Raw genomic sequence first — 20,746 nt, 5'->3', positions numbered from 1 at the left:
TCATGAGACGGCCAAGGGCTGCCATCCGATTATCGGATGGCAGCCCTTTTTCTATCGGCGGGACGAAGCCGTGAGCCTGACGATCGTCCCTGCGGAACGCGACGCCCTATTTTGTTCACTTTATTAACATAATCCGCTGTTTCATGCTATATTCAGATGAGGGCTGTAATGCCGCGGCCTGGGCGACAGCGCAGAGCCGGATGCGATTCAACAGGGAGTCGCATCATAGAAGACAGAGAAAGAGTCAACCCATATGAGCATGAGACATGGTCTAGCGCGATTCATGTCGGTTGCCTGTGCATCGGCGATGCTGCTGGTGCCGGCGACCTCCGCGCTGGCGCAAAGCGGCGCAGGTGCCGCGACCGCGGCGGAAAGCTCCGCCACCACGGCATTCAACCTGGCTACGGTGGCCACCGTCACCGCCTCGGGCCGTGAGGTCGCAGGACAGTTCGGCCCCGAACTCGCGGCGGACAACAAGGACCTTCCCGAGAACGCGACCAATCCAAGCGTCCACAACGCGGCCGGCGCATCCCGGTGGAGCGCGAACGGCGGGAACGGCCCATGGTGGCTCGCCTACGAATTCCCCGGAGAAGCCACCATCTCCAGTGTGAACATCGCATGGGGCAACACCTACGCCACCGACTACTCCATCCAGACCTCCGACGACGGCACGACATGGAAGGACGTGAAGACGGGCCTCAAGGCCACCGACAAGGGCCAGTGGGTCGAAACCACGTTCGACACGCCGGTCAAGACCCGTCACATCCGCATGGTCGCCACAGCGAAAAGCCAGTCCTGGTCGCTCTCCGTCTGGGAGATGCGCGTCATGGGCACCGTGACCGCCGACGAGGCCGATCCGCTGAGCTCCATCACCCCCAAGCCGCTGTACGCGAAGTCGTCCGACGGCGACGCGTTCGTACTGACCGACAAGACCTGCGTCTCCGTCAGCGACAGCAAGCTCGACGCAGCGGTCGACGTGCTGCGCGACAGTCTCTCCGGCTCCTACGGGCTGGAGCTTGCCGACGGCAAGGACTGCCCGATCACGTTCACCCTTGACAAGACGCTCGACGTCAGCTCGCACGTATCCGGCGAGCAGTCCATCCAAGCCGACGAGTCCTACACCATCGACTCCGACAAGGACGGCGTGACGGTCAAGTCCCGCACCGTCACCGGCGGCATCTGGGCGGCCCAGACCCTGCTCCAGCTCGTCGGGCCCTGGGCCGGCTCCCCGGTGAAGCTCGCCTCGCGCGCATCCATCCCGGCGGCCACCATCGCCGACGCGCCACGCTACCAGTGGCGCGGCCTGCTGGTCGACCCCGCGCGATCCTTCTACCCGGTCGATGAGGTCAAGCAGATGATCGACACCATGTCGGCCTACAAGATCAACACGCTGCACCTGCACCTGACCGACGACGAAGGCGCGCGCATCGAAATCACCAACGAAGGCCGGGCCGACGGCGACACCACCGACTACACGAAGCTCGCCGAGAAGTCCAGCCAGCTCGGCTTCCCCTCGGCCTTCCCCAACAACGCATGGTCCCCGGCGGTCGACGGCCGCCACGGCTACTACACGCAGGCCCAGTTCATCGACCTGGTGACCTATGCGGCCAACCGAGGCGTCGCCATCATCCCCGAAATCGACGGACCCGGCCACTCGCTCGGTCTGCTCCACGGTCTCAAGGAGCTCAACACCGGCAACTCGAACCCTAAGCCGGAAGCCGGCAAGGACACGCCCGACCTCACCAAGGACACGCAGAGCAAGAGCAGCCTCGCCACCGACGCGGACATCACGTACACGGTCCTGGCCCACATCATGGACCAGCTTGACACCATGATCGACAAGGGCATCGCCGCATCCTCGGTGCCCGCCTCGGAAGTCAAGAGCACGTACTTCCACATGGGCGGCGACGAGCTGTTCCTCGGCGGCGGCGGGACCGACAAGGCCCAGCGCCTGCAGACCTACCTCGGCCGCACCGGCAAGCTCATCACCGACCGCAGCAAGACCGCAGTCGTATGGAACGACGGCCTCGCCGCAGTCGACACGATCCCCGAAGGCTCCGTCGTGCAGAACTGGGACGGCTCGCACGTCTCCGAAATGCAGAAGCTGCTCAACGAGCGCAACGGCAAGATCGTCATGTCGCCCGCAGCCAACACGTACTTCCCGCAGAAGCCCGGCAACGAACTGACCGGCGTCAGCTGGGCGTGCGGCGGCGCCTGCACCACCAGCAACTTCTACAACTGGAACCCCACTGCCTCGGCAAACACCACCGAAGACAAGGTCCTGGGCGTGGAGAACGCGCTGTGGAGCGAGCACCTGCGCTCCCTCAACGACGCCGAACTGCTCATGAACACCCGACTCATGGCCACCGCCGAAGTCGGCTGGACCCAGCAGAACCTCAAGAACTACGGCGACTGGAGCAAGCGCGCCGCCACCATCGGCATCAGCCTGATGAACCGCGGAGCCAACTTCCACAAGGCCAGCGAGATCAACTGGGAAGGCTCCTACGCTGCGGTCGACTCTGCCGCGCAGAAGCTCGAGAACGGCAAGGTCCTCATCGGCCGTTATGCCGAGCCCGGACTGACCTCCACCGACGGTCTGCACGTCACCGCCACCTACACGGCGGCCGACGGAACCGTCAGCGAGCTGCCGGTCGAACTGTCCATGAAGACCGCGTTCGGCCAGCAGAGCAAGGACAGCGCCGGCAAGCTTGTCGTCAACAGCGCGCACATGAACTCGGTCGTCGACGTGACCGCCACGCTGCCGGCCGACGAGCTCGCCTCGGCAACGGAGAGGACCGGCACCATCGACGTGACGGTCAAGTCCGACAGTTATGCGCTTGGCGTGACGTCCTCCATGGGCATCGCGTTCAAGGGCGGCAAGGTCGTGCAGGCGTGGACCGGCGAACGTCCGACCACCGATCCCGAGCCGGCGCCGGTGATCACGTCGATCAAGGCGTCGTCGTCGCAGAAGCCGCAGGTGGGCGACCTGTTCGACGTCTCGAAGGTGACGGTCGTGGCCACGAAGAGCGACGGCAGCACGGTCAGGCTCGAGTCCGCCGACTTCGGCGCCGACGTGGCGTACGCGGACGGCACCGTGGTCGAGCCGGCCAAGGGCTTCCCGAAGGCAGGCACGGTGACGGTGAAGGTGTACGTCAAGGGCAACAGCGCCGTGTCGGACACGTTCCAGATGACAGTCACGGCCAAGCCCGTCGAAGTGAACAAAGCCGACCTCGAAGCCAAGATCAAGGACATCGAGACCGAAAACCTCGACGAGGCCAAGTACACGGAGGAATCTTGGTCTGTGCTCGAGGACGCGCTGTCTAACGCGAAGAAGGTCGTTGCCGATGCCACGGCCACGCAGCAGCAGGTCGACGACGCGCTCAAGACCCTGACCAACGCCCGCAGCGGACTCGCCGAGAAGACGGATCCCGAGCCGGATCCTGATCCGAACCCCAAGCCGGATCCTGAGCCGGCGCCGACGATCGTGTCGATCACGGCGTCGTCGTCGCAGAAGCCGCAGGTGGGCGACCTGTTCGACGGCTCGAAGGTGACGGTCGTGGCCACGAAGAGCGACGGCAGCACGGTCAGGCTCGAGTCCGCCGACTTCGGCGCCGACGTGGCGTACGCGGACGGCACCGTGGTCGAGCCGGCCAAGGGCTTCCCGAAGGCAGGCACGGTGACGGTCAAGGTGTACGTCAAGGGGCACAGCGCCGTGTCGGACACGTTCGAGATGACCGTGACCGCCAAGCCGGACACGCCGCGCAAGCCCGGCGCGCAGATCGCCACGACCGGAGCCGACGTGCTCGCGCTCGTGTTCGCGGCGATACTGACCGCAGGCGGCGCCGTCGTGCTGATCATGCAGCGCCGACGCTGGCTCGGCTGAGCGCATGACGCCGCCTTGCGCATGCCGCTGATAGCCGGCGCGCGCAAGGCGGGTCGCCGATAGCCGTGTGGCGGGTCGTATCACCTCCTCCGGCCCGTCACCCCGTTGAACCCCACCAATGACGGTGGGGTTCAACGTTTTTCATGCCCTGCGCCGACGCGGCGAGCCCCTGATGCGAGCCGTCGCCCGAAAGTTGTCTGCTTACCGCTTTAGAATGGTTCCGTTTGTCAGTATCCGCATATTTTGTAGGAGCATTATGTCAGGGCATTCCAAGTGGGCGACCACCAAGCACAAGAAGGCCGCCATTGACGCCAAGCGCGGCAAGCTCTTCGCCAAGCTCATCAAGAACATCGAGATCGCTGCCAAGATGGGCGGCGGCGACCCGGACGGCAACCCGTCCCTGTACGACGCCATCTACAAGGCCAAGAAGGCGTCCATGCCCGCCGACAACATCAAGCGCGCCGTCAAGCGCGGCTCTGGTGAGGAAGCCGGTGGCGCCAGCTACGAGGACATCGTGTACGAGGGCTATGCGCCCGCCGGTGTCGGCCTGATCATCGAGTGCCTGACCGACAACCGCAACCGCGCCGCCGCCGAGGTGCGTTCCACCCTGACCAAGGGCAACGGCTCGCTGGCGACCAGCGGCTCCGTGAGCTTCAACTTCGAGCGCAAGGGCCAGATCGAGGTCCCGAGCGAAGGCGTCGACTTCGACGACCTGTTCGAGAAGGCCGGCGACGCCGGCGCCGAGGACGTCATCGATGACGGCGACGTCTACACCGTGGTCACCGACCCCTCCGACCTGCACACCATCCGCAAGGCCCTGCAGGACGCCGGTTTCGACTACGACTCCGCCGATATGGTCATGCGTCCGAAGAACGAGGTCTCGCTGAGCCTCGAAGACGCCCAGAAGGTGTCCAAGCTCATCGACAACCTTGATGACCTCGATGATGTGCAGAACATCTATTCCAACTGGACCGCATCCGACGAGGTGATGGCCCAGCTCGCGGACGAGGAGTAATCCGCGTGATCATCCTAGGCGTCGACCCCGGGCTCACACGCTGCGGGGTCGGCGTGATCGAAGCCGGCGCGAACCGCCGGCTTTCGTTTATCCACGTCGACGTCGTACGATCTGACCCTCATACCTCACAGGACCTGCGACTGCTGACCATCTACCAGGGCCTGTGCGAGAAGATGGACCGTTTCATCCCCGACGCCGTCTCCATCGAGCGTGTGTTCGCGCAGGAGAACCGGAACACGGTGCTAGGCACCGCGCAGGCCGCCGGCGTCGCCATGCTTGCCGCGGCGCAGCGCGGCATTCCCGTTGCGCTGCACACGCCCACCGAGGCGAAGCTTGCGTTGACCGGCAACGGCAAGGCCCAGAAGATCCAGATCGAGCGCATGGTCACCAAGGTGTTGGGCCTCAATACGCTGCCTACCCCGGCAGACGCGGCAGACGCCCTGTCGTTGGCGATATGCCATGCGCTCAGGCCGCAGGGCGCCCTGCAGGGCGGAGAACGGGAACAGCATCTCACGGCGGCGCAGCGACAATGGGCGCAGGCCGCGCAGAAGGCCGCGCGACGCGCCGGGGTCCGCGCCGGCATGTAGCATGAATCGAACACATGTATTATTCTTTTGGATAGTGTCGGTTGCAAGACGCCGTTGCCGGCTGCGATGACGTCATGGCGCCGACGGCACGCCGATGCCGACGGTTCGGCGGCGCCATGACGGACGGCATGAAAGGATGGGGTGATGATCGGCACATTGCGTGGACGGGTCGAGTCCATCGAGACCGGATATGCGGTCATCGAGGTGCATGACGTCGGCTATGAGGTTCGTATGCCTATGGCGGACCTGGCCGCGTTGCATACCGGCCAGGAGGCCCATGTGCACACGTCGATGACGGTCAGCCAGGACGCCATCACCCTGTTCGGGTTCCTGTCGCTCGCGTCGAAACGCATGTTCCTTCAATTGCAGAAGGTCAGCGGCATCGGCCCCAAAGTCGCGTTGTCGCTGCTCTCCACGCTGCCGGCCGACCGGCTCGCCCAGGCCGTGACGCAAGGTGACGCTGCGGCGCTTGCCAAGGCTCCCGGCCTTGGCAAGAAAGGCGCGCAGAAGATCATCCTCGAGCTTGCCGGGCGCATCGACCTTGACCAGCTTGATACCGGGGCGGAGCCGTCTGGTGAGCTTGACCGCGACGACGGGGCCGCGCAGGTCGTCGAAGGCCTGGTGTCGCTGGGCTGGCGGCAGCAGACCGCGCAGGATGCGGTACGTCAGGTATGCCGCGAACAGGGCATCACGCCGCCGATCACCGGCGACGACGTGCCGCGCGTACTCAAACTGGCTTTGTCGTCCTTGGACCGGGGGAGGTGACGGTATATGGCGAACTTGAGAGACGAATCAGGCTCCGAACAGCGTAACACCGGGGTGGCGGAGGATTCGCTGCGCATGGTGTCCGCCACGGCGATCAACGACGAACCGGTCAGCGACGAGGAGCTGCGTCCGCACGCGCTCGACGGGTTCATCGGTCAGCCGCGCCTCAAGGCGCAGCTCCAGCTGTTCCTTGATGCGGCGCGCAAGCGAGACACGGCACCTGACCACATTCTGCTTGCCGGCCCTCCCGGACTGGGCAAGACCACGCTCGCCATGATCGTCGCCAACGAACTGGGCGTGCCAATCCGCATCACATCCGGCCCGGCCATCCAGCACGCCGGCGACCTCGCATCCATCCTGAGCTCGTTGGACGCCGGCGAAGTGCTGTTCATCGACGAGATACACCGTCTTCCCCGGGCTGCCGAGGAACTGCTATACATCGCGATGGAGGACTTCCGCGTCGACGTCATGGTCGGCAAAGGGCCCGGCGCGTCGTCCATCCCGCTGACCCTGCCACGGTTCACCGTGGTCGGCGCCACGACACGTGAAGGCATGCTGCCGTCTCCGCTCCGGGCGAGGTTCGGATTCACCGCCCATCTGGATTTCTATCCACATGACGAGCTGGAGAAGCTGATCGAACGTTCGGCCGGCGTGCTCGGCGTCGTGCTCGGCGCAGGATCCGCCGCCGAACTGGCGCTGCGTTCGCGTGGCACACCTCGTATCGCCAACCGCCTGCTGCGCCGCGTACGCGACTGGGCGATCGTGCACGACCTTGACGAGGTCAACGTAGGCGACGTACGCGAGGCGCTGGCGCTTTACCAGATCGATTCGGAAGGCCTCGACCGTCTGGACATCGCCGTGCTCAACGCCATCGTGCGAAACTTCAACGGCGGTCCTGTCGGGCTCAACAACCTCGCCGCCATGGTGGGGGAGGAGTCCGAGACGGTAGAGACGGTCTGCGAGCCGTATCTCGTGCGCGAAGGATTCCTGATCAGGACGCCGAAAGGCCGTGTCGCCACGCCGAAGGCGTGGAAGCATCTCGGACTTCAGCCACAGGATGGTCAGACGGCCGATGATGTCAGCAATCTCTTCTAACATGAAGTATTTGTTGATTGACGTGACCGGGTACCGTCTTCGGGGAATCTGGCTATTGAACTCACAACGACAAACCGCAAGGAGCTAACATGCCGCAAGGTTCATCCTCATATTTCATCATGATCATCTTCATCGTGCTTATGGCGGGCATGATGTGGTGGCAGTCGCGCAAGGCCAAGCAGCAGCAGAAGGAGATGAAGGACTTCCGCGCATCCCTGCAGCCGGGAACCGAAGTGATCACCATCGGCGGCGTCATCGGCAAGGTCGTCTCCGTCGACACCGAGTACGAGGAGATCGTCATCGATTCCGAAGGCTCCAAGCTGCGTTTCTCCTTCCGCTCCATCAGCAAGCAGTACACGCGTCCCGCGTTCATCCATGACGATGAGGTCGACGAGAACGGCAACCCGCTGCCGAAGGACGACGACGCCGACAAGGCGCAGGTTCCGGTCGAGACCGCAACCGTGTCCGAGGGCGCGAACGCTTCCGACTCCGAAGCCAAGTAACGAACCACACGAGCCGGCGGGCGAACCGCTCAGGGACTGATCGAAACTGTTCACCCGCCCGGCTTGCAGGAAAGAAAGGCGATGGCCTCACGGCCGCGCCGCAAATCCGTATCCAGTCGAATCGACAGGCGGCACAAGATGACACAGTCCGATATCACCATCGAAGATCTCAGCAAAGTCGGCCAGGAGGATGCCGAATACCTGGTCTCGCTGATCAGAACGATTCCGGGATTCCCCAAGGAGGGAATCAAATTCCGCGACTTCATGCCGGTCCTCGCCGACGCCAAAGCGCTGCGCATCCTCATGAAGGCGCTTGAGGCGGCACTGCCCGTGCCGGCCGACTCATTCGATTCCATCGCAGGCCTCGAAGCCCGCGGCTTCCTCTTCGGGCCCGCCCTTGCCGTATACCTCGGCAAGGGGTTCATCGCCATCCGCAAGGCCGGCAAGTTGCCGCCCGAAACGATCGGCGAGGAATACGACCTCGAATACGGCACCGAAAAGGTAGAGATCGAGACCAACGCCATCGAATCCGGCCAACGCGTGCTCATCGTGGACGACCTCATCGCCACCGGAGGCACCGCCAAGGCCGCCATGGACCTGGTACAGGCAGCAGGCGGCACAGTCGTCGGCTTCAGCTTCGTCATGGGCCTGGATGGCCTTGACGGACTCGACAAGCTTGACGGACGGCCGACGAGCACGCTGGTGTCCATGCCGGCCTGACCGCCTGACGTGAGGGGAGACCTGACTGGCCGGCCCTGCAAGCCGAACGCCATGCCGGCATGGAGCATGGCACACCATCCAACAACCGTCACATAGCGAGGCGAACGCATATGGATCTTTATGAATATCAGGCGAGGGAGCTGCTGGAAGAGCAGCAGATCCCCGCGCCACGGGCCATCTTCGCCCAGAACTCGCATGAGGTGGCCGAAGCCGCCGACAGCATCGGATACCCGTGCGTCATCAAGGCGCAGGTCAAGATCGGCCACCGAGGCCAGGCCGGAGGCGTCAAACTCGCGCACAACCGTGACGAGGCCATCCTGCTCTCCGAATCCATCCTGCCCATGACCATCCACGGGCACAAGGTCAATGGAGTGCTCGTAGCCGAGGCGAAGAACATCATCCACGAATACTACGTGTCCATCTCCGTGGACCGCACGTCGCGCGATTACGATGTCCTCGCCACCGCCAACGGCGGCACCGAAGTCGAGGAGATCGCCAAGGAGCATCCCGAATCGGTCAAGCGCCTGCACATCAACGCGCTCGGCGACTTCGACGAAGAGGCCGCGAAGCGCATGGCAGACCAGATCGGCTTCTACCATGCCGACGCCGAGCAGGCGGCCGACATCCTGCTGAAGATGTGGAAGTGCTTCAAGGACAACGATGCCACGCTGGTCGAGATCAACCCGCTGGCGAAGATCGGCGACCCTGACGACGAGTCAAGCAAGTCGCTGTGCGCGCTCGACGCCAAGATCTCGCTCGACGGCAACGCAGCGTTCCGCCACGACGGGTGGAAGCGCTTCGACGACCCCACGCAATCCGATTCGTTGGAGCGGGAGGCGGCGGAATACGGGCTGCATTACGTCCATCTGCATGGTCAGGTCGGCGTTATCGGCAACGGCGCAGGACTGGTCATGAGCTCGCTCGACGCCGTCTCCGGCGCCGGAGAAAGCCAGGGCACCGGCGTCAAGCCCGCCAACTTCCTGGACATCGGCGGCGGCGCGTCCGCGGAGGTCATGAAGCATTCCCTGGCCATCGTCCTGTCCGACAGCCAGGTCGAATCCGTGTTCATCAACGTGTACGGCGGCATCACCTCGTGCGAGCAGGTCGCCGAAGGCATCATCCAGGCGTTCGACGAGCTGCACAGCTCCAAGCCTCTCGTGGTGCGGTTCGACGGCAACGCCGCAGCGGAAGGACTGCGCATCCTCGCGCAGGCGAACAACCCGAACATCCACGTCGAAGACACCATGGAGGAGGCTGCGGCAACGGCAGCAAAGCTCGCCGCCACCGCCCTCGCATCGAAGGAGGCCAAGCGATGAGCGCATTCATCGAAGAAGGCTCGCCGGTCATCGTCCAGGGCATGACCGGCCATCAGGGCATGACCCATACCGCAAGGATGCTCAAAGCGGGGACGAACATCGTCGGCGGCGTCAACCCGCGCAAGGCCGGCACCAGCGTCGTGTTCGAGTCCTCCCGCGACGGCGAAGACGTCTCCGTGCCTGTGTACGCCACGTGCCAGGAGGCACGCGAAGCCACCGGAGCCGTGGCGAGCGTGGTGTTCGTCCCCCCGCGATTCGCCAGGGGGGCCGTCGTCGAAGCCATCGAGGCGGGAATCACGACCATCGTGGTCATCACCGAAGGCATCCCGGTCGCCGACAGCGCGTACTTCGTGGAGCTCGCGCTCAGCAAGGGCGTGCGCATCATCGGCCCCAACTGCCCGGGACTGCTCACACTGCCAGCGCCCCAACATGAACATGGCGTCAACCTCGGCATCATCCCCGACGGCATCGTCCGCCGCGGTCCGCTGGGACTGGTATCCAAGTCCGGCACGCTGACCTACCAGATGATGGGGGAGCTCAGCGACATCGGATTCACCGCCTGCGTCGGCGTCGGCGGTGACCCGATCGTCGGCACCACGCTGCTCGAGGCGCTGCAGGAGTTCGAACGTGACGACGCGACGAAGGCGGTCGTCATGATCGGCGAGATCGGCGGCAACGCCGAGCAGGACGCCGCCGCATGGGCCTCCGAACATATGACGAAGCCGGTCGTGGCGTACATCGCGGGCTTCACCGCCCCTGAAGGCAAGCAGATGGGACACGCGGGAGCCATCGTCTCCGGAGGCAAAGGCACGGCGCAGGACAAGAAGACCGCGCTCGAAGCCGTCGGCATTCCCGTCGGACGCACGCCCGGTCAGGCTGCCGACCTTATGCGAGACGTCCTGCGCGAGCGTCACCTGACGGCATGACGGAACGCATACGAGCATGGCTGAAAGGCCTGGCGGTGGCGGCGAGCGCCATGGCCTTGTTCTCCATCGTGCTTGGCTGCTTCCTCGCCCTCATGCTGCTGGTCATCTCCATGGAGGAAGGCGGACAGAACCTATCCGCCTCCACCGTGAACCTGACCAGGACCATGATCCTGCTCAGCCAGGGCGTCGGATTCGAGAACGGCACAGTACGCCTCACCATCATGCCCCTGCTGCTCACCGTCATGCTCATCGCACTCATCTGGTCGCTGGCGAACCGCATATGCACCGACATCAGGGCATACATCAGCGGGCTTGTGCTGTGGGAGGTCCTGACCGTGATGGAGGCCAATGGCCTTGACGTCGGCCTCACCGACATCATGCCGGTCATCATCCTCAAGACGGCGACGGTGTTCACCATTGGATTCGGCTTGGCGGCCATCCCAAAATCCGCGGTGTTCCAGCGTCTCATGACCTTCATGGCGGGGCATGTCTCGCCTCCGGTCGGGCGAACGGTCATCATCGGCATCCTTCTGGGTTTCGGCATGATGCTGTTGTACCTGCTCGCCGGCCTTATCACCGTCGTGGTGTGGATCGCGCTCAACCATTCGGCGGTGGCCGCGCTCTATGCCTATGGCGGCATGGAGACCGGATCCAGGATCCTCACCACCATCGCCATGCTCGCATGGCTGCCGAACCTGTGTATCTGGGCCATGTCGTGGCTGTTCGGCGCAGGGTTCTCGATAGGCGAGCTCGGCACGTTCACGTTATGGGTCGGCCAAGGCCGGTCGTTGCCGCCGTTGCCTGTCTTCGGCCTGCTGCCGCAGCCCGTGGATAACCAGACGATCCGATTCCTCGTCGTGCTGATTCCCCTTGCCGTAGGATTCATATGCGGTGTGGTCTCGATGCTCGCACGTCACGGGTTCCATGTAGTGCTGCCCAAGGGCGCGGACAAGGAGCAACGTCGCGGCCTCATTCTGGAGATGGCCTATCCGGCGGGCGGATTCTGCCTTGCCGGCGTCATCATCTCGCTGCTGTCGTCCATGCTGTTCGCCGTGTCCAACGGGTCGCTTGGCAAAGAACGGCTCGCCTCGGTGGGCGTGGACGTCATGACGTCCGCGCAGTCCGTCGGCCGCCCGAGCGCCATGGGCCTGTGCCTGGCATGGGGCCTCGTCCTGATTGGCGTCGCAATCGCATTCTCGATACGATGGATGATAGGGCGAACAACGGCCGGCACGGCGACACAATCCGCGCAGGCGAACCAGCAGGGCCGCCCGGTGCGTCGCACCGTCAGCGGTCTCAACACACAATCGTTCCACGAGAACCAACAACAACCATCCAAGGAGGAGCATGATGAGCAGCACGAACCGACCGATACGCCGGGCTCTGGTATCCGTCTTCCATAAAGAGGGCATCGAGGTACTGGCCGACGCGTTCATCAAGGCGGGCACCGAGGTCGTATCCACCGGATCGACGGCCAAGAAACTCGCCTCGCTGGGCGTCAACGTCACCGAGGTATCCGAAGTGACCGGATTCCCGGAGAGCCTTGACGGACGAGTCAAGACGCTTGACCCCCACATTCATGCCGGCATCCTCGCCGACATGACCAACCCGGAGCATGTCGAGCAGCTCAAGCAGCTCGGTATCAAGCCCTTCGATCTGGTCGTCGTCAACCTGTACCCGTTCGCCGACACCGTTCGTTCCGGAGCCGACGAAGCCGCCACCATCGAGAAGATCGATATCGGCGGCCCCTCCATGGTCCGCGCCGCGGCGAAGAACAGCGCCACCGTCGCCATCATCACCGACCCGAAGGATTATGCGCTCGTCGCCTCCCGCATCGTCGACGGCCGCGGATTCGACCTCGCGGAGCGCCGTTGGCTTGCCGGCAAGGCGTTCGCCCACACGGCCGCCTACGACGCGACCATCGACGAGTGGACGTCCAAGCACTGGCCGAAGCCCGAATCGATCGACGTCCCCGACACCGATGATGACGGCAACGAGGTGAACGCCGGCAAGTTCCCCGCCGCCTTCACCCGCACCTGGGACCGCTCTCATGTGCTGCGCTACGGCGAGAACCCGCACCAGCAGGCCGCACTGTACATCGACCCGCTTCACCAGCAGGGCTTCGCCCACGCCGAGCAGCTTGGCGGCAAGCCGATGAGCTACAACAACTACGTTGACGCCGACGCCGCATGGCGTGCGGTCTGGGACTTCGCCCCGCAGATCGCGGTCGCCGTCGTCAAGCACAACAACCCGTGCGGCCTCGCCATCGGCGCCACCGCCGCGGAAGCACACAAGAAGGCTCACGCGTGCGACCCGATGAGCGCATACGGCGGCGTCATCGCCTGCAACACGACCGTCACCCTTGAAATGGCCGAAAGCGTGCGGCCGATCTTCACCGAGGTCATCGTCGCGCCGGACTATGAGCCGGAAGCACTCGAGCTGCTGCAGACCAAGAAGAAGAACCTGCGCATCCTCAAGGTCGCCGAGCCGCCGATGACGCGCACGCAGTTCCGCCAGATCGACGGCGGCCTGCTCGTGCAGGACACCGATCTCATCGACGCCCCCGGCGATGATCCGGACGCCTGGAAGCTCGTCTCCGGCGAGCCCGTCGACGCCGAGACCCTCAACGACCTGCTGTTCGCATGGCGCGCCATCCGCTGCGTCAAGTCGAACGCCATCCTGCTCGCCCACAACCAGGCGACCGTCGGCATCGGCATGGGCCAGGTCAACCGAGTGGACTCCTGCCATCTCGCCGTCGAACGTGCCAACACGCTCGCGGACGGCGCCGACCGTGCAACCGGTTCGGTCGCCGCGTCCGACGCGTTCTTCCCGTTCGCCGACGGCGCCGAGATCCTCATCAACGCCGGCGTCAAGGCCATCGTCCAGCCTGGCGGCTCCATCCGCGACGAGGAGGTCATCGAGGCGGCGAAGAAGGCCGGCGTGACCATGTACCTGACCGGGACCCGCCACTTCTTCCACTGATCGGCGGCCGACGGCGCACCTCGGCGGCCATCGCGGCGCAGGAAGCCCCGCACGGCCGCCGGGTGTGTGCCGGCAGTCATGACGGCTGCCGGCGCAAGACATGATGGGAAAGGGAATATGCACGATCATCCGTTTGTCTCGGAAGCCCATGAAGGCAAGCCATGGTTCGAATGGATCGTCGTGGCCGTCGTGGTGGTGGCGTTGGCCGTGGCCTGCCTCGGCAATACGATGGCCGCGACGGTGATCATCGCGGCGACGTCCATCATCACCGCGGCGCTGCGTCTCGTCCTGCGCGACCGCAGCCCATGGAAGGTCCGCTCCGTCGCCTTCGACGTGATCATCGGGGTCGGCTTGGGATGCGGCCTGCTCATGCTGTATTTCGCGCCCAACATCATCGCGCTGCTGCATCGCTGACATTGCGATGAGCCGATACGCGGCAATCCAAGGGCATGACTGATCAGTGACCGCATGCAGGGAGACCCGCATATGGTTGTGGCCTCGTGACGAACCACTCGAGTTCGTCACGAGGCCACAACCATATCGGCAGTATCACTGCGGTCAGCGCCTGACCTCAGGACCTGCCGAGGGTTCCTCAGTCCTTCTTCTCGTCATCATCCGGCGTCGCATCCTGCGAGGAGTCGGCGGCGGAATCCTCGGACTCCTCAGACGAGGCCTCCGCATCGGCGATCTGAGCCGGCTCATCGGCCGCCTGATCATCCGACTCGACGGTGGCATCCACAGCGGAGTCAGCCGAGGCGGGCTTCTTCGCCGTATGCTTCGACGACATGTCGGCGATGATCATGACCAGCGCGACGATGGCCGCGGCAAGGATGGACGCCACCCAGAAGATCCACAGCTGTTGCAGCGGCTCGGCCGACAGCTTCTGGTTCTGCGCGAAGATCGCGATGCCGGTCGCGCGCGCGGGGTTCAGCGCCGAACCGGTGATCGTGTACGTCATGGCGACGCCGACGCCATAGGCGGCGCCCACGGCAGGCGCATACGAGTGGTCGGGACGGCCCGAACGGTCCGTGGTGCGCATCGCGGCGGCGATGATGATGATCGAGGCGATCACCTCGACGATGATCGCCAGGTTGATGCCGAAGCTCACGCTCGCCTGGCTGGTGGTGGCGTTCGAGACGGAACCCGCGTCAAAACCGTTGACGACGGGGGTCAGCCACGTCTTGATGGTCACCTTGTCGGAGGTCGGAAGAATCCACTTGAGCAATCCGCCGGCCGCGATGGCGCCAAGCACCTGGGCGACCACGTACAGGATGCCGTCAAGCACCTTGGTGCGGCCGGTCAGCATGGCGGCGACCGTCACCGCAGGATTGAGCTGCCCGCCGGAGATCGCCCCCAGCGCCACGGTGACGGCGAAATACGCGAACGCGGTTCCGACCGCGATGAAAGCCAGATCGAGACCGTAGATGGCGGTGCCGAACGTGCAGATCATATAGATCGTAAAGCAGACGAGGAAGCTGCCTGCCAGCTCGGCCGCGACGCGCAGCGGCAGCGCGAACGTCGTACGGTCTTCGTTCCTGTGTTCTTCAGTCATTTGTCATTTATCCTTGGTCGAGACGCCCTGTGGTCAGGGCGTCGGTTATCCGTCCGCGCAGGTCTTCGACCCGCCGAACGCGCCCCAGTCTATCAGGTGGGATACGATACAATACCGTATGTTTGCTGCGTTTCATCTGTGAAAACCATGGTTCGACACGGACGACTACGCGCCATCACCACTATATTGTCAGAACATTCCGGCCACGTTGGGAGAACGATGCCACACGAATATTCCCGCGCACTCAAAGCGCATGACGACATCAACGAAGGAATCCGCCTGCAGAAGATCCTGGCGCAAGCCGGGTTCGGATCACGACGCAAATGCGAAGAGATGATCACGGACGGGCGGGTCGAAGTCGACGGCGAGCTGGTGACCGAACTCGGCACCCGCGTCGACCCCAAGCGACAGCGCATCCGCGTCGACGGATCGCGCGTCCACCTCAACCCCAATCACGTCACGCTCGCGCTCAACAAGCCCAAGAAGGTCCTCTCCGCGATGGACGATCCGAAGGGCCGCTACACGCTCGCCGACATCATCGGCGACAAATACGAGCGCGTGTTCCACATGGGCAGGCTCGACTATGATTCCGAAGGCCTGATCCTCATGACGAACGACGGCGAGCTCAGCCAGCACGTCATGCACCCCAAATACGAGGTGGAGAAGACCTACATCGCCACCGTCGAAGGCCGTATCGGCGGCAACGTCTGCCGGCGCCTCGTCACCCAGGGCGTGCAGCTCGAGGACGGCCTGGTCAGGCTCGACCACTGCGCGATCATCGACGCGAACCGCGACATGACCATCGTCAAGGTCGTGCTGCACTCCGGCAAGAATCGCATCGTCCGCCGCATCTTCGGCGCGATCGGCTTCCCCGTCAAGCGGCTTGTGCGCACCCAGATCGGTCCGATCAAGCTCGGCGACCTCAAGCCCGGCTCCTACCGCGTGCTCTCCCAGGTGGAGGTGCGCTCCCTGCAGAAGGAGGTCGGACTGTGATCCGAGTCGCAATCGACGGCCCTGCGGGAGTCGGCAAATCATCGACCGCCAAGGCGCTTGCCCGCCATTTCCGTTACGCCTATCTCGATACCGGCGCCATGTACCGCGCCAGCGCGTGGTGGTGCCTGCACCAGGGCATTGACCTTGACGCGCCCTCCATCGACGAGCAGCAGGTGACCGAGGCCGTCGCCGAGTTCTTCACCGGAGACCATTTCTCCATCGGACTCGACCCCGATGCGCCCAAGGTGATGGCGGACGGCGAGGACATCAGCGAGGCCATCCGCTCCTCCGAAGTGTCGTCGCACGTCTCCAAGGTGTCGGGCATCATCCCCGTACGCCACCTGCTGATCGCCGCGCAGCGCGCCACCATCCTCGGCGAGAACGCCGCAGACTCGTTCTCCGAGGGTCGTGGCATCGTCGCCGAGGGACGCGACATCACCACCGTGGTCGCCCCCGACGCCGAAGTGCGCGTGCTCATGACCGCGCGCGAGGAGGTCCGTCAGGCGCGCCGCACCGGCCAGTCCGCGGCGGTCTCCGCCGTCGGCGGCGAAGACGTCGCCGCGCGCGACCGCGCCGACTCCAAGGTCACCAGCTTCCTGACCGCAGCCGACGGCGTCACCACCGTCGACAACTCCGACATGGACTTCCAGCAGACGCTGGACGTGCTGGTCGGCCTCGTCGACGACGCCATCGAAACGCAGGAGTACGAGCAGTTCGCCGCCAACCTCGCCGACTACGATCTGGACGAGACCGACGAGCAGCTCATCGCAGGCTCGCGCCTCGGCGACCAGGACGCGCTCCCCGCCGCCAAGCCGGTCGGCGTGCTCGCCGTGGTGGGACGGCCGAACGTCGGCAAGTCGACGCTCGTCAACCGTATCCTCGGCCGCCGCGCCGCCGTCGTGGAGGACACGCCCGGCGTCACCCGCGATCGTGTCAGCTACGACGCGGAATGGGCTGGCACCGACTTCAAGCTCGTCGACACCGGCGGCTGGGAGGCCGACGTCGAGGGCATCGCCTCCGCCATCGCCTCGCAGGCGCAGATCGCCGTCCAGCTGTCGGACGCCGTCATCTTCGTCGTGGACGGCCACGTCGGCCTCACCGACACCGACGAGCGCATCGTGCGCATGCTTCGCGCCAGCGGCAAGCCGGTCACCCTCGCCGTCAACAAGGTGGACGACGCGGCCAGCGAATACATGACCGCCGAATTCTGGAAGCTCGGCCTCGGCGAGCCGTACGGCATCTCCGCCATGCACGGCCGCGGCGTAGGCGACCTGCTCGACACCGCGCTCGACTCTCTGAAGAAGGCCGACAAGACCTCCGGGTTCCTCACGCCGGGCCACCTGCGCCGCATCGCGCTGGTCGGCCGCCCGAACGTCGGCAAGTCCTCGCTGCTCAACCAGCTTGCGGGGGAGCAGCGTGCGGTCGTCAACGACCTCGCCGGCACCACGCGCGACCCGGTCGACGAAATCATCCATGTGGACGGCGAGGACTGGCTGTTCATCGACACCGCAGGCATCAAGCGGCGCCTGCACAAGGTGTCCGGCGCCGACTACTACTCGTCGCTGCGCACGCAGGCGGCCATCGAACGCTCCGAGCTCGCGCTGGTGCTGTTCGACTCGTCCCAGCCGATCTCCGACCAGGACCTCAAGGTGATGAGCCAGGCCGTCGACGCAGGCCGTGCGGTCGTGCTCGTGTTCAACAAGTGGGACCTCATGGACGAGTTCAGCCGCCAGCGGCTGGAACGCCTGTGGAAGACCGAGTTCAACCGCGTCACATGGGCCCAGCGCGTCAACCTGTCCGCGAAGACCGGCTGGCATACGAACCGTCTCGCCGACGCGATGCGCGGCGCGCTCGAATCCTGGGACAAGCGCGTCCCGACCGGACGCCTCAACGCCTTCCTCGGCCAGGTCCAGTCCGCCCACCCGCATCCGCTGCGCGGCGGCAAGCAGCCGCGAATCCTCTTTGCGACACAGGCCTCCACCCGGCCCCCGCGGTTCGTGATCTTCGCGACCGGATTCCTCGAGCACGGCTACCGACGGTTCCTCGAACGTTCGCTGCGCGAGGAGTTCGGCTTCGAAGGCACGCCGATCCAGATCTCCGTGAACATCAGGGAGAAGAAGCGCCGGTAGCGTGACCGGCGACGTGAACGTGCACGGATACATCAGCAGGGGCGGCCCGCCGACTTGGATGACAAGTCGGCGGGCCGCCCACGATGTAGGACGGGAAGGGCGGATGTCGTGCATCGTGGCTTACAGTGACCCATGATCGACCACAATCACAAGGGAGCATCATGTCGGTACTGGACGAATTGGTGGCGGGGGCCCTGGAGGACCAGCGCGCCCGCGAGCAGAGCGTGTCATTGGATGACGTCAGGAAAGCCGCTCTGGCGGCCCCTGCCCCAATCGACGCGACCCGATGGCTCAAGCGCGCCGACGGCATCCCCGTGATCGCCGAAATCAAGCGCGCGTCCCCCTCCAAAGGGCATCTCAGCGACATCCCCGACCCGGCCGCGCTGGCCCGCGAATACGAACGCGGCGGCGCAAGCGCCATCTCCGTGCTCACCGAAGGCCGACGGTTCCTGGGGTCGCTTGACGACCTCGACAAGGTGCGCGCCGCCGTGCACATCCCGGTGCTGCGCAAGGACTTCATCGTCACCGACTACCAGATCTTCGAGGCGCGCGCCCACGGCGCCGACCTCGTGCTGCTCATCGTCGCCGCGCTGGACGATGAGCAGCTCAGGCACCTGCTCGGTCTCGCGCATGAGCTGAAGATGACGGTGCTCGTCGAAACCCATACGCGCGAGGAGATCGAGCGTGCGATCGCCGCGGGCGTGAAGGTCATCGGCATCAACGCCCGCAACCTCAAGAACCTCAAGGTGGACGTCAACAAGTACGCCGAACTCGCGGCGAACCTGCCGGACGACGTGATTCGCGTCGCGGAGTCCGGCGTCTTCGGCGCCGTCGAAGTCGAGGACTATGGGCGCGCCGGCGCGGACGCCGTGCTGGTCGGCGAAGGCGTGGCCACCGCCGACGACCATGAACTTGCAGTGGAACGACTAGTGAAGGCAGGAGCAAGAGTGAAAGCATCCGAAACCACCCCGTTGAGCGAACACCACGGACCCTACTGGGGACAGTTCGGCGGCCGTTACGTGCCCGAGGCGCTGATCACCGCGCTGGACGAACTCGAACGCGTCTACGACGAGGCCAAGGCCGACCCCGAGTTCCACAAGGAGTTCATGACCCTCCAGCAGCGCTACGTGGGCCGTCCGAGCCCGCTGACCGAAGCCCCGCGCTTCTCCAAGCTGGTCTCCGACAAGACCGGACTCGACGCGCGCATCTTCCTCAAGCGCGAGGACCTCAACCACACCGGCGCCCACAAGATCAACAACGCGCTCGGCCAGGCCCTGCTCGTCAAGCGCATGGGCAAGACCCGAGTGATCGCCGAGACCGGCGCCGGCCAGCACGGCGTGGCCACCGCCACCGTGTGCGCCATGCTCGGCCTCAAGTGCCGCATCTACATGGGCCAGATCGACGCCCGCCGCCAGGCGCTCAACGTGGCCCGCATGCGCATGCTCGGCGCCGAGGTCGTCGAGGTCACTCTCGGCGACAAGATTCTCAAGGACGCCATCAACGAGGCGCTGCGAGACTGGGTCACCAACGTCAAGGACACCCATTACCTGCTCGGCACCGTCGCGGGCCCGCATCCGTTCCCCGAGATGGTCCGCGACTTCCAGAAGATCATCGGCGAGGAGGCCAAGCAGCAGCTTCGGGACTGGTACGGCATCGACCATCCGGACGCGGTGTGTGCGTGTGTGGGCGGCGGATCCAACGCGATCGGCGTGATGAACGCGTTCCTCGACGACGAGCGCGTGAACCTGTACGGCTACGAGGCGGGCGGCAACGGCCCCGAATCCGGCCGCCACGCCATCCGCTTCGCGCCCGGCACCGGCCAGCTCGGCATGTTCCAGGGAGCCAAGAGCTACCTGCTCGAGACCGATGAGGGCCAGACCCTCGACACGTACTCCATCTCCGCCGGCCTCGACTACGCGTCGGTCGGCCCGGAGCACGCGTGGCTCAAGGACATCGGCCGCGTCAACTACTCGTGGGCCACCGACGAGGAGGCCATGAACGCGTTCCGCGACCTGAGCCAGACCGAGGGCATCATCCCCGCCATCGAAAGCTCCCACGCGGTCGCCGGCGCCTACAAGGCCGCCGCAGACCTCAAGGCCAAGGGATACGACAAGGCCGTCATGATCGTCAACATCTCCGGCCGAGGCGACAAGGACATGGCCACCGCCGGCAAGTGGTTCGGCTACCTGACCGACGACCAGGCCGCCGCGCTCGACGTGACGGGCGCGCACGGCAACGCCGTCGCCTGAACGCAACCGGACACACGGACTACAAGGAGAC

16 protein-coding genes are annotated in these 20,746 nt (G+C 64.9%); 15 read left to right on the top strand and 1 reads right to left on the bottom strand.

The genetic code is table 11. The annotated features are described in order from the left end of the window. Positions 1 to 283 precede the first annotated feature (283 nt). The 12 genes from F7D09_RS03600 (at position 284) to F7D09_RS03545 (ending at position 14,206) form a co-directional block, all read left to right on the top strand. Positions 284 to 3,883 carry a family 20 glycosylhydrolase gene (locus F7D09_RS03600; RefSeq protein WP_226835916.1) on the top strand — a complete coding sequence of 1,200 codons (3,600 nt, stop codon included), beginning with the start codon at positions 284 to 286 and terminating at the stop codon, positions 3,881 to 3,883. A 256-nt stretch (positions 3,884 to 4,139) separates the two neighbouring features. Further along, positions 4,140 to 4,898: a YebC/PmpR family DNA-binding transcriptional regulator gene (locus F7D09_RS03595; RefSeq protein WP_152234053.1), complete on the top strand. Its 759-nt coding sequence runs from the start codon at positions 4,140 to 4,142 to the stop codon at positions 4,896 to 4,898. A gap of 5 nt (positions 4,899 to 4,903) precedes the next feature. After that, positions 4,904 to 5,485, top strand: coding sequence for a crossover junction endodeoxyribonuclease RuvC (gene ruvC / locus F7D09_RS03590; RefSeq protein WP_152234052.1), 582 nt, complete (start codon positions 4,904 to 4,906; stop codon positions 5,483 to 5,485). Between the two features lie 144 nt (positions 5,486 to 5,629). After that, complete coding sequence (gene ruvA, locus F7D09_RS03585; RefSeq protein ID WP_152234051.1) at positions 5,630 to 6,250, top strand: Holliday junction branch migration protein RuvA; 621 nt, start codon at positions 5,630 to 5,632, stop codon at positions 6,248 to 6,250. Positions 6,251 to 6,256: 6 nt separating this feature from the next. Further along, positions 6,257 to 7,345, top strand: coding sequence for a Holliday junction branch migration DNA helicase RuvB (ruvB, locus tag F7D09_RS03580; protein WP_152234050.1), 1,089 nt, complete (start codon positions 6,257 to 6,259; stop codon positions 7,343 to 7,345). A gap of 89 nt (positions 7,346 to 7,434) precedes the next feature. Next, entirely contained in the window at positions 7,435 to 7,848 is a 414-nt protein-coding gene (gene yajC / locus F7D09_RS03575; RefSeq protein WP_152234049.1) for a preprotein translocase subunit YajC, read from the top strand. Positions 7,849 to 7,986: 138 nt separating this feature from the next. Further along, positions 7,987 to 8,568 carry an adenine phosphoribosyltransferase gene (locus F7D09_RS03570; protein WP_152234048.1) on the top strand — a complete coding sequence of 194 codons (582 nt, stop codon included), beginning with the start codon at positions 7,987 to 7,989 and terminating at the stop codon, positions 8,566 to 8,568. A gap of 110 nt (positions 8,569 to 8,678) precedes the next feature. Continuing rightward, on the top strand, positions 8,679 to 9,884 hold the full coding sequence (gene sucC / locus F7D09_RS03565; protein WP_152234047.1) for an ADP-forming succinate--CoA ligase subunit beta: 1,206 nt from the start codon (positions 8,679 to 8,681) through the stop codon (positions 9,882 to 9,884). Further along, positions 9,881 to 10,810, top strand: a complete 930-nt coding sequence (sucD, locus tag F7D09_RS03560) for a succinate--CoA ligase subunit alpha (protein WP_152234046.1) — start codon at positions 9,881 to 9,883, stop codon at positions 10,808 to 10,810. Before sucC ends, sucD begins: the two co-directional genes overlap by 4 nt. Beyond that, positions 10,807 to 12,213, top strand: a complete 1,407-nt coding sequence (locus tag F7D09_RS03555) for a cell division protein PerM (RefSeq protein WP_152234045.1) — start codon at positions 10,807 to 10,809, stop codon at positions 12,211 to 12,213. The genes sucD and F7D09_RS03555 overlap by 4 nt, the downstream gene beginning before the upstream one ends. Continuing rightward, positions 12,161 to 13,792 carry a bifunctional phosphoribosylaminoimidazolecarboxamide formyltransferase/IMP cyclohydrolase gene (gene purH / locus F7D09_RS03550; RefSeq protein WP_152234098.1) on the top strand — a complete coding sequence of 544 codons (1,632 nt, stop codon included), beginning with the start codon at positions 12,161 to 12,163 and terminating at the stop codon, positions 13,790 to 13,792. Before F7D09_RS03555 ends, purH begins: the two co-directional genes overlap by 53 nt. Positions 13,793 to 13,909: 117 nt before the next feature. Beyond that, positions 13,910 to 14,206 carry a DUF3017 domain-containing protein gene (locus tag F7D09_RS03545; protein WP_152234044.1) on the top strand — a complete coding sequence of 99 codons (297 nt, stop codon included), beginning with the start codon at positions 13,910 to 13,912 and terminating at the stop codon, positions 14,204 to 14,206. 178 nt (positions 14,207 to 14,384) lie between these two features. Here F7D09_RS03545 and F7D09_RS03540 read toward each other — a convergent pair whose 3' ends face one another. Then, entirely contained in the window at positions 14,385 to 15,344 is a 960-nt protein-coding gene (locus F7D09_RS03540; RefSeq protein ID WP_152234043.1) for an MIP/aquaporin family protein, read from the bottom strand. Between the two features lie 219 nt (positions 15,345 to 15,563). Between F7D09_RS03540 and F7D09_RS03535 the strand changes: the two genes are divergently transcribed. From F7D09_RS03535 to F7D09_RS03525, 3 genes are all read left to right on the top strand, one after another. Continuing rightward, positions 15,564 to 16,337, top strand: coding sequence for a pseudouridine synthase (locus F7D09_RS03535; RefSeq protein WP_152234042.1), 774 nt, complete (start codon positions 15,564 to 15,566; stop codon positions 16,335 to 16,337). Next, complete coding sequence (gene der, locus F7D09_RS03530; protein ID WP_152234041.1) at positions 16,334 to 18,466, top strand: bifunctional cytidylate kinase/GTPase Der; 2,133 nt, start codon at positions 16,334 to 16,336, stop codon at positions 18,464 to 18,466. Before F7D09_RS03535 ends, der begins: the two co-directional genes overlap by 4 nt. Before the next feature lie 161 nt (positions 18,467 to 18,627). Then, complete coding sequence (locus F7D09_RS03525; protein ID WP_152234040.1) at positions 18,628 to 20,715, top strand: bifunctional indole-3-glycerol phosphate synthase/tryptophan synthase subunit beta; 2,088 nt, start codon at positions 18,628 to 18,630, stop codon at positions 20,713 to 20,715. Positions 20,716 to 20,746 lie beyond the last annotated feature (31 nt).

Source organism: Bifidobacterium leontopitheci, from assembly GCF_009193355.1.
GTDB lineage: Bacteria > Actinomycetota > Actinomycetes > Actinomycetales > Bifidobacteriaceae > Bifidobacterium > Bifidobacterium leontopitheci.
This window is presented reverse-complemented; position numbering and strand designations above follow the sequence as displayed.

Bases quoted from the DNA above. Each gene is read 5' to 3' on its own strand.
- sucD (WP_152234046.1), top strand. From the start codon at position 9,881: ATGAGCGCATTCATCGAAGAAGGCTCGCCGGTCATCGTCCAGGGCATG.
- F7D09_RS03555 (WP_152234045.1), top strand. From the start codon at position 10,807: ATGACGGAACGCATACGAGCATGGCTGAAAGGCCTGGCGGTGGCGGCG.
- yajC (WP_152234049.1), top strand. From the start codon at position 7,435: ATGCCGCAAGGTTCATCCTCATATTTCATCATGATCATCTTCATCGTG.
- F7D09_RS03540 (WP_152234043.1), bottom strand. From the start codon at position 15,344: ATGACTGAAGAACACAGGAACGAAGACCGTACGACGTTCGCGCTGCCG.
- ruvA (WP_152234051.1), top strand. From the start codon at position 5,630: ATGATCGGCACATTGCGTGGACGGGTCGAGTCCATCGAGACCGGATAT.
- F7D09_RS03595 (WP_152234053.1), top strand. From the start codon at position 4,140: ATGTCAGGGCATTCCAAGTGGGCGACCACCAAGCACAAGAAGGCCGCC.
- F7D09_RS03535 (WP_152234042.1), top strand. From the start codon at position 15,564: ATGCCACACGAATATTCCCGCGCACTCAAAGCGCATGACGACATCAAC.
- ruvB (WP_152234050.1), top strand. From the start codon at position 6,257: ATGGCGAACTTGAGAGACGAATCAGGCTCCGAACAGCGTAACACCGGG.
- F7D09_RS03570 (WP_152234048.1), top strand. From the start codon at position 7,987: ATGACACAGTCCGATATCACCATCGAAGATCTCAGCAAAGTCGGCCAG.
- F7D09_RS03545 (WP_152234044.1), top strand. From the start codon at position 13,910: ATGCACGATCATCCGTTTGTCTCGGAAGCCCATGAAGGCAAGCCATGG.
- sucC (WP_152234047.1), top strand. From the start codon at position 8,679: ATGGATCTTTATGAATATCAGGCGAGGGAGCTGCTGGAAGAGCAGCAG.
- purH (WP_152234098.1), top strand. From the start codon at position 12,161: ATGAGCAGCACGAACCGACCGATACGCCGGGCTCTGGTATCCGTCTTC.
- F7D09_RS03600 (WP_226835916.1), top strand. From the start codon at position 284: ATGTCGGTTGCCTGTGCATCGGCGATGCTGCTGGTGCCGGCGACCTCC.
- F7D09_RS03525 (WP_152234040.1), top strand. From the start codon at position 18,628: ATGTCGGTACTGGACGAATTGGTGGCGGGGGCCCTGGAGGACCAGCGC.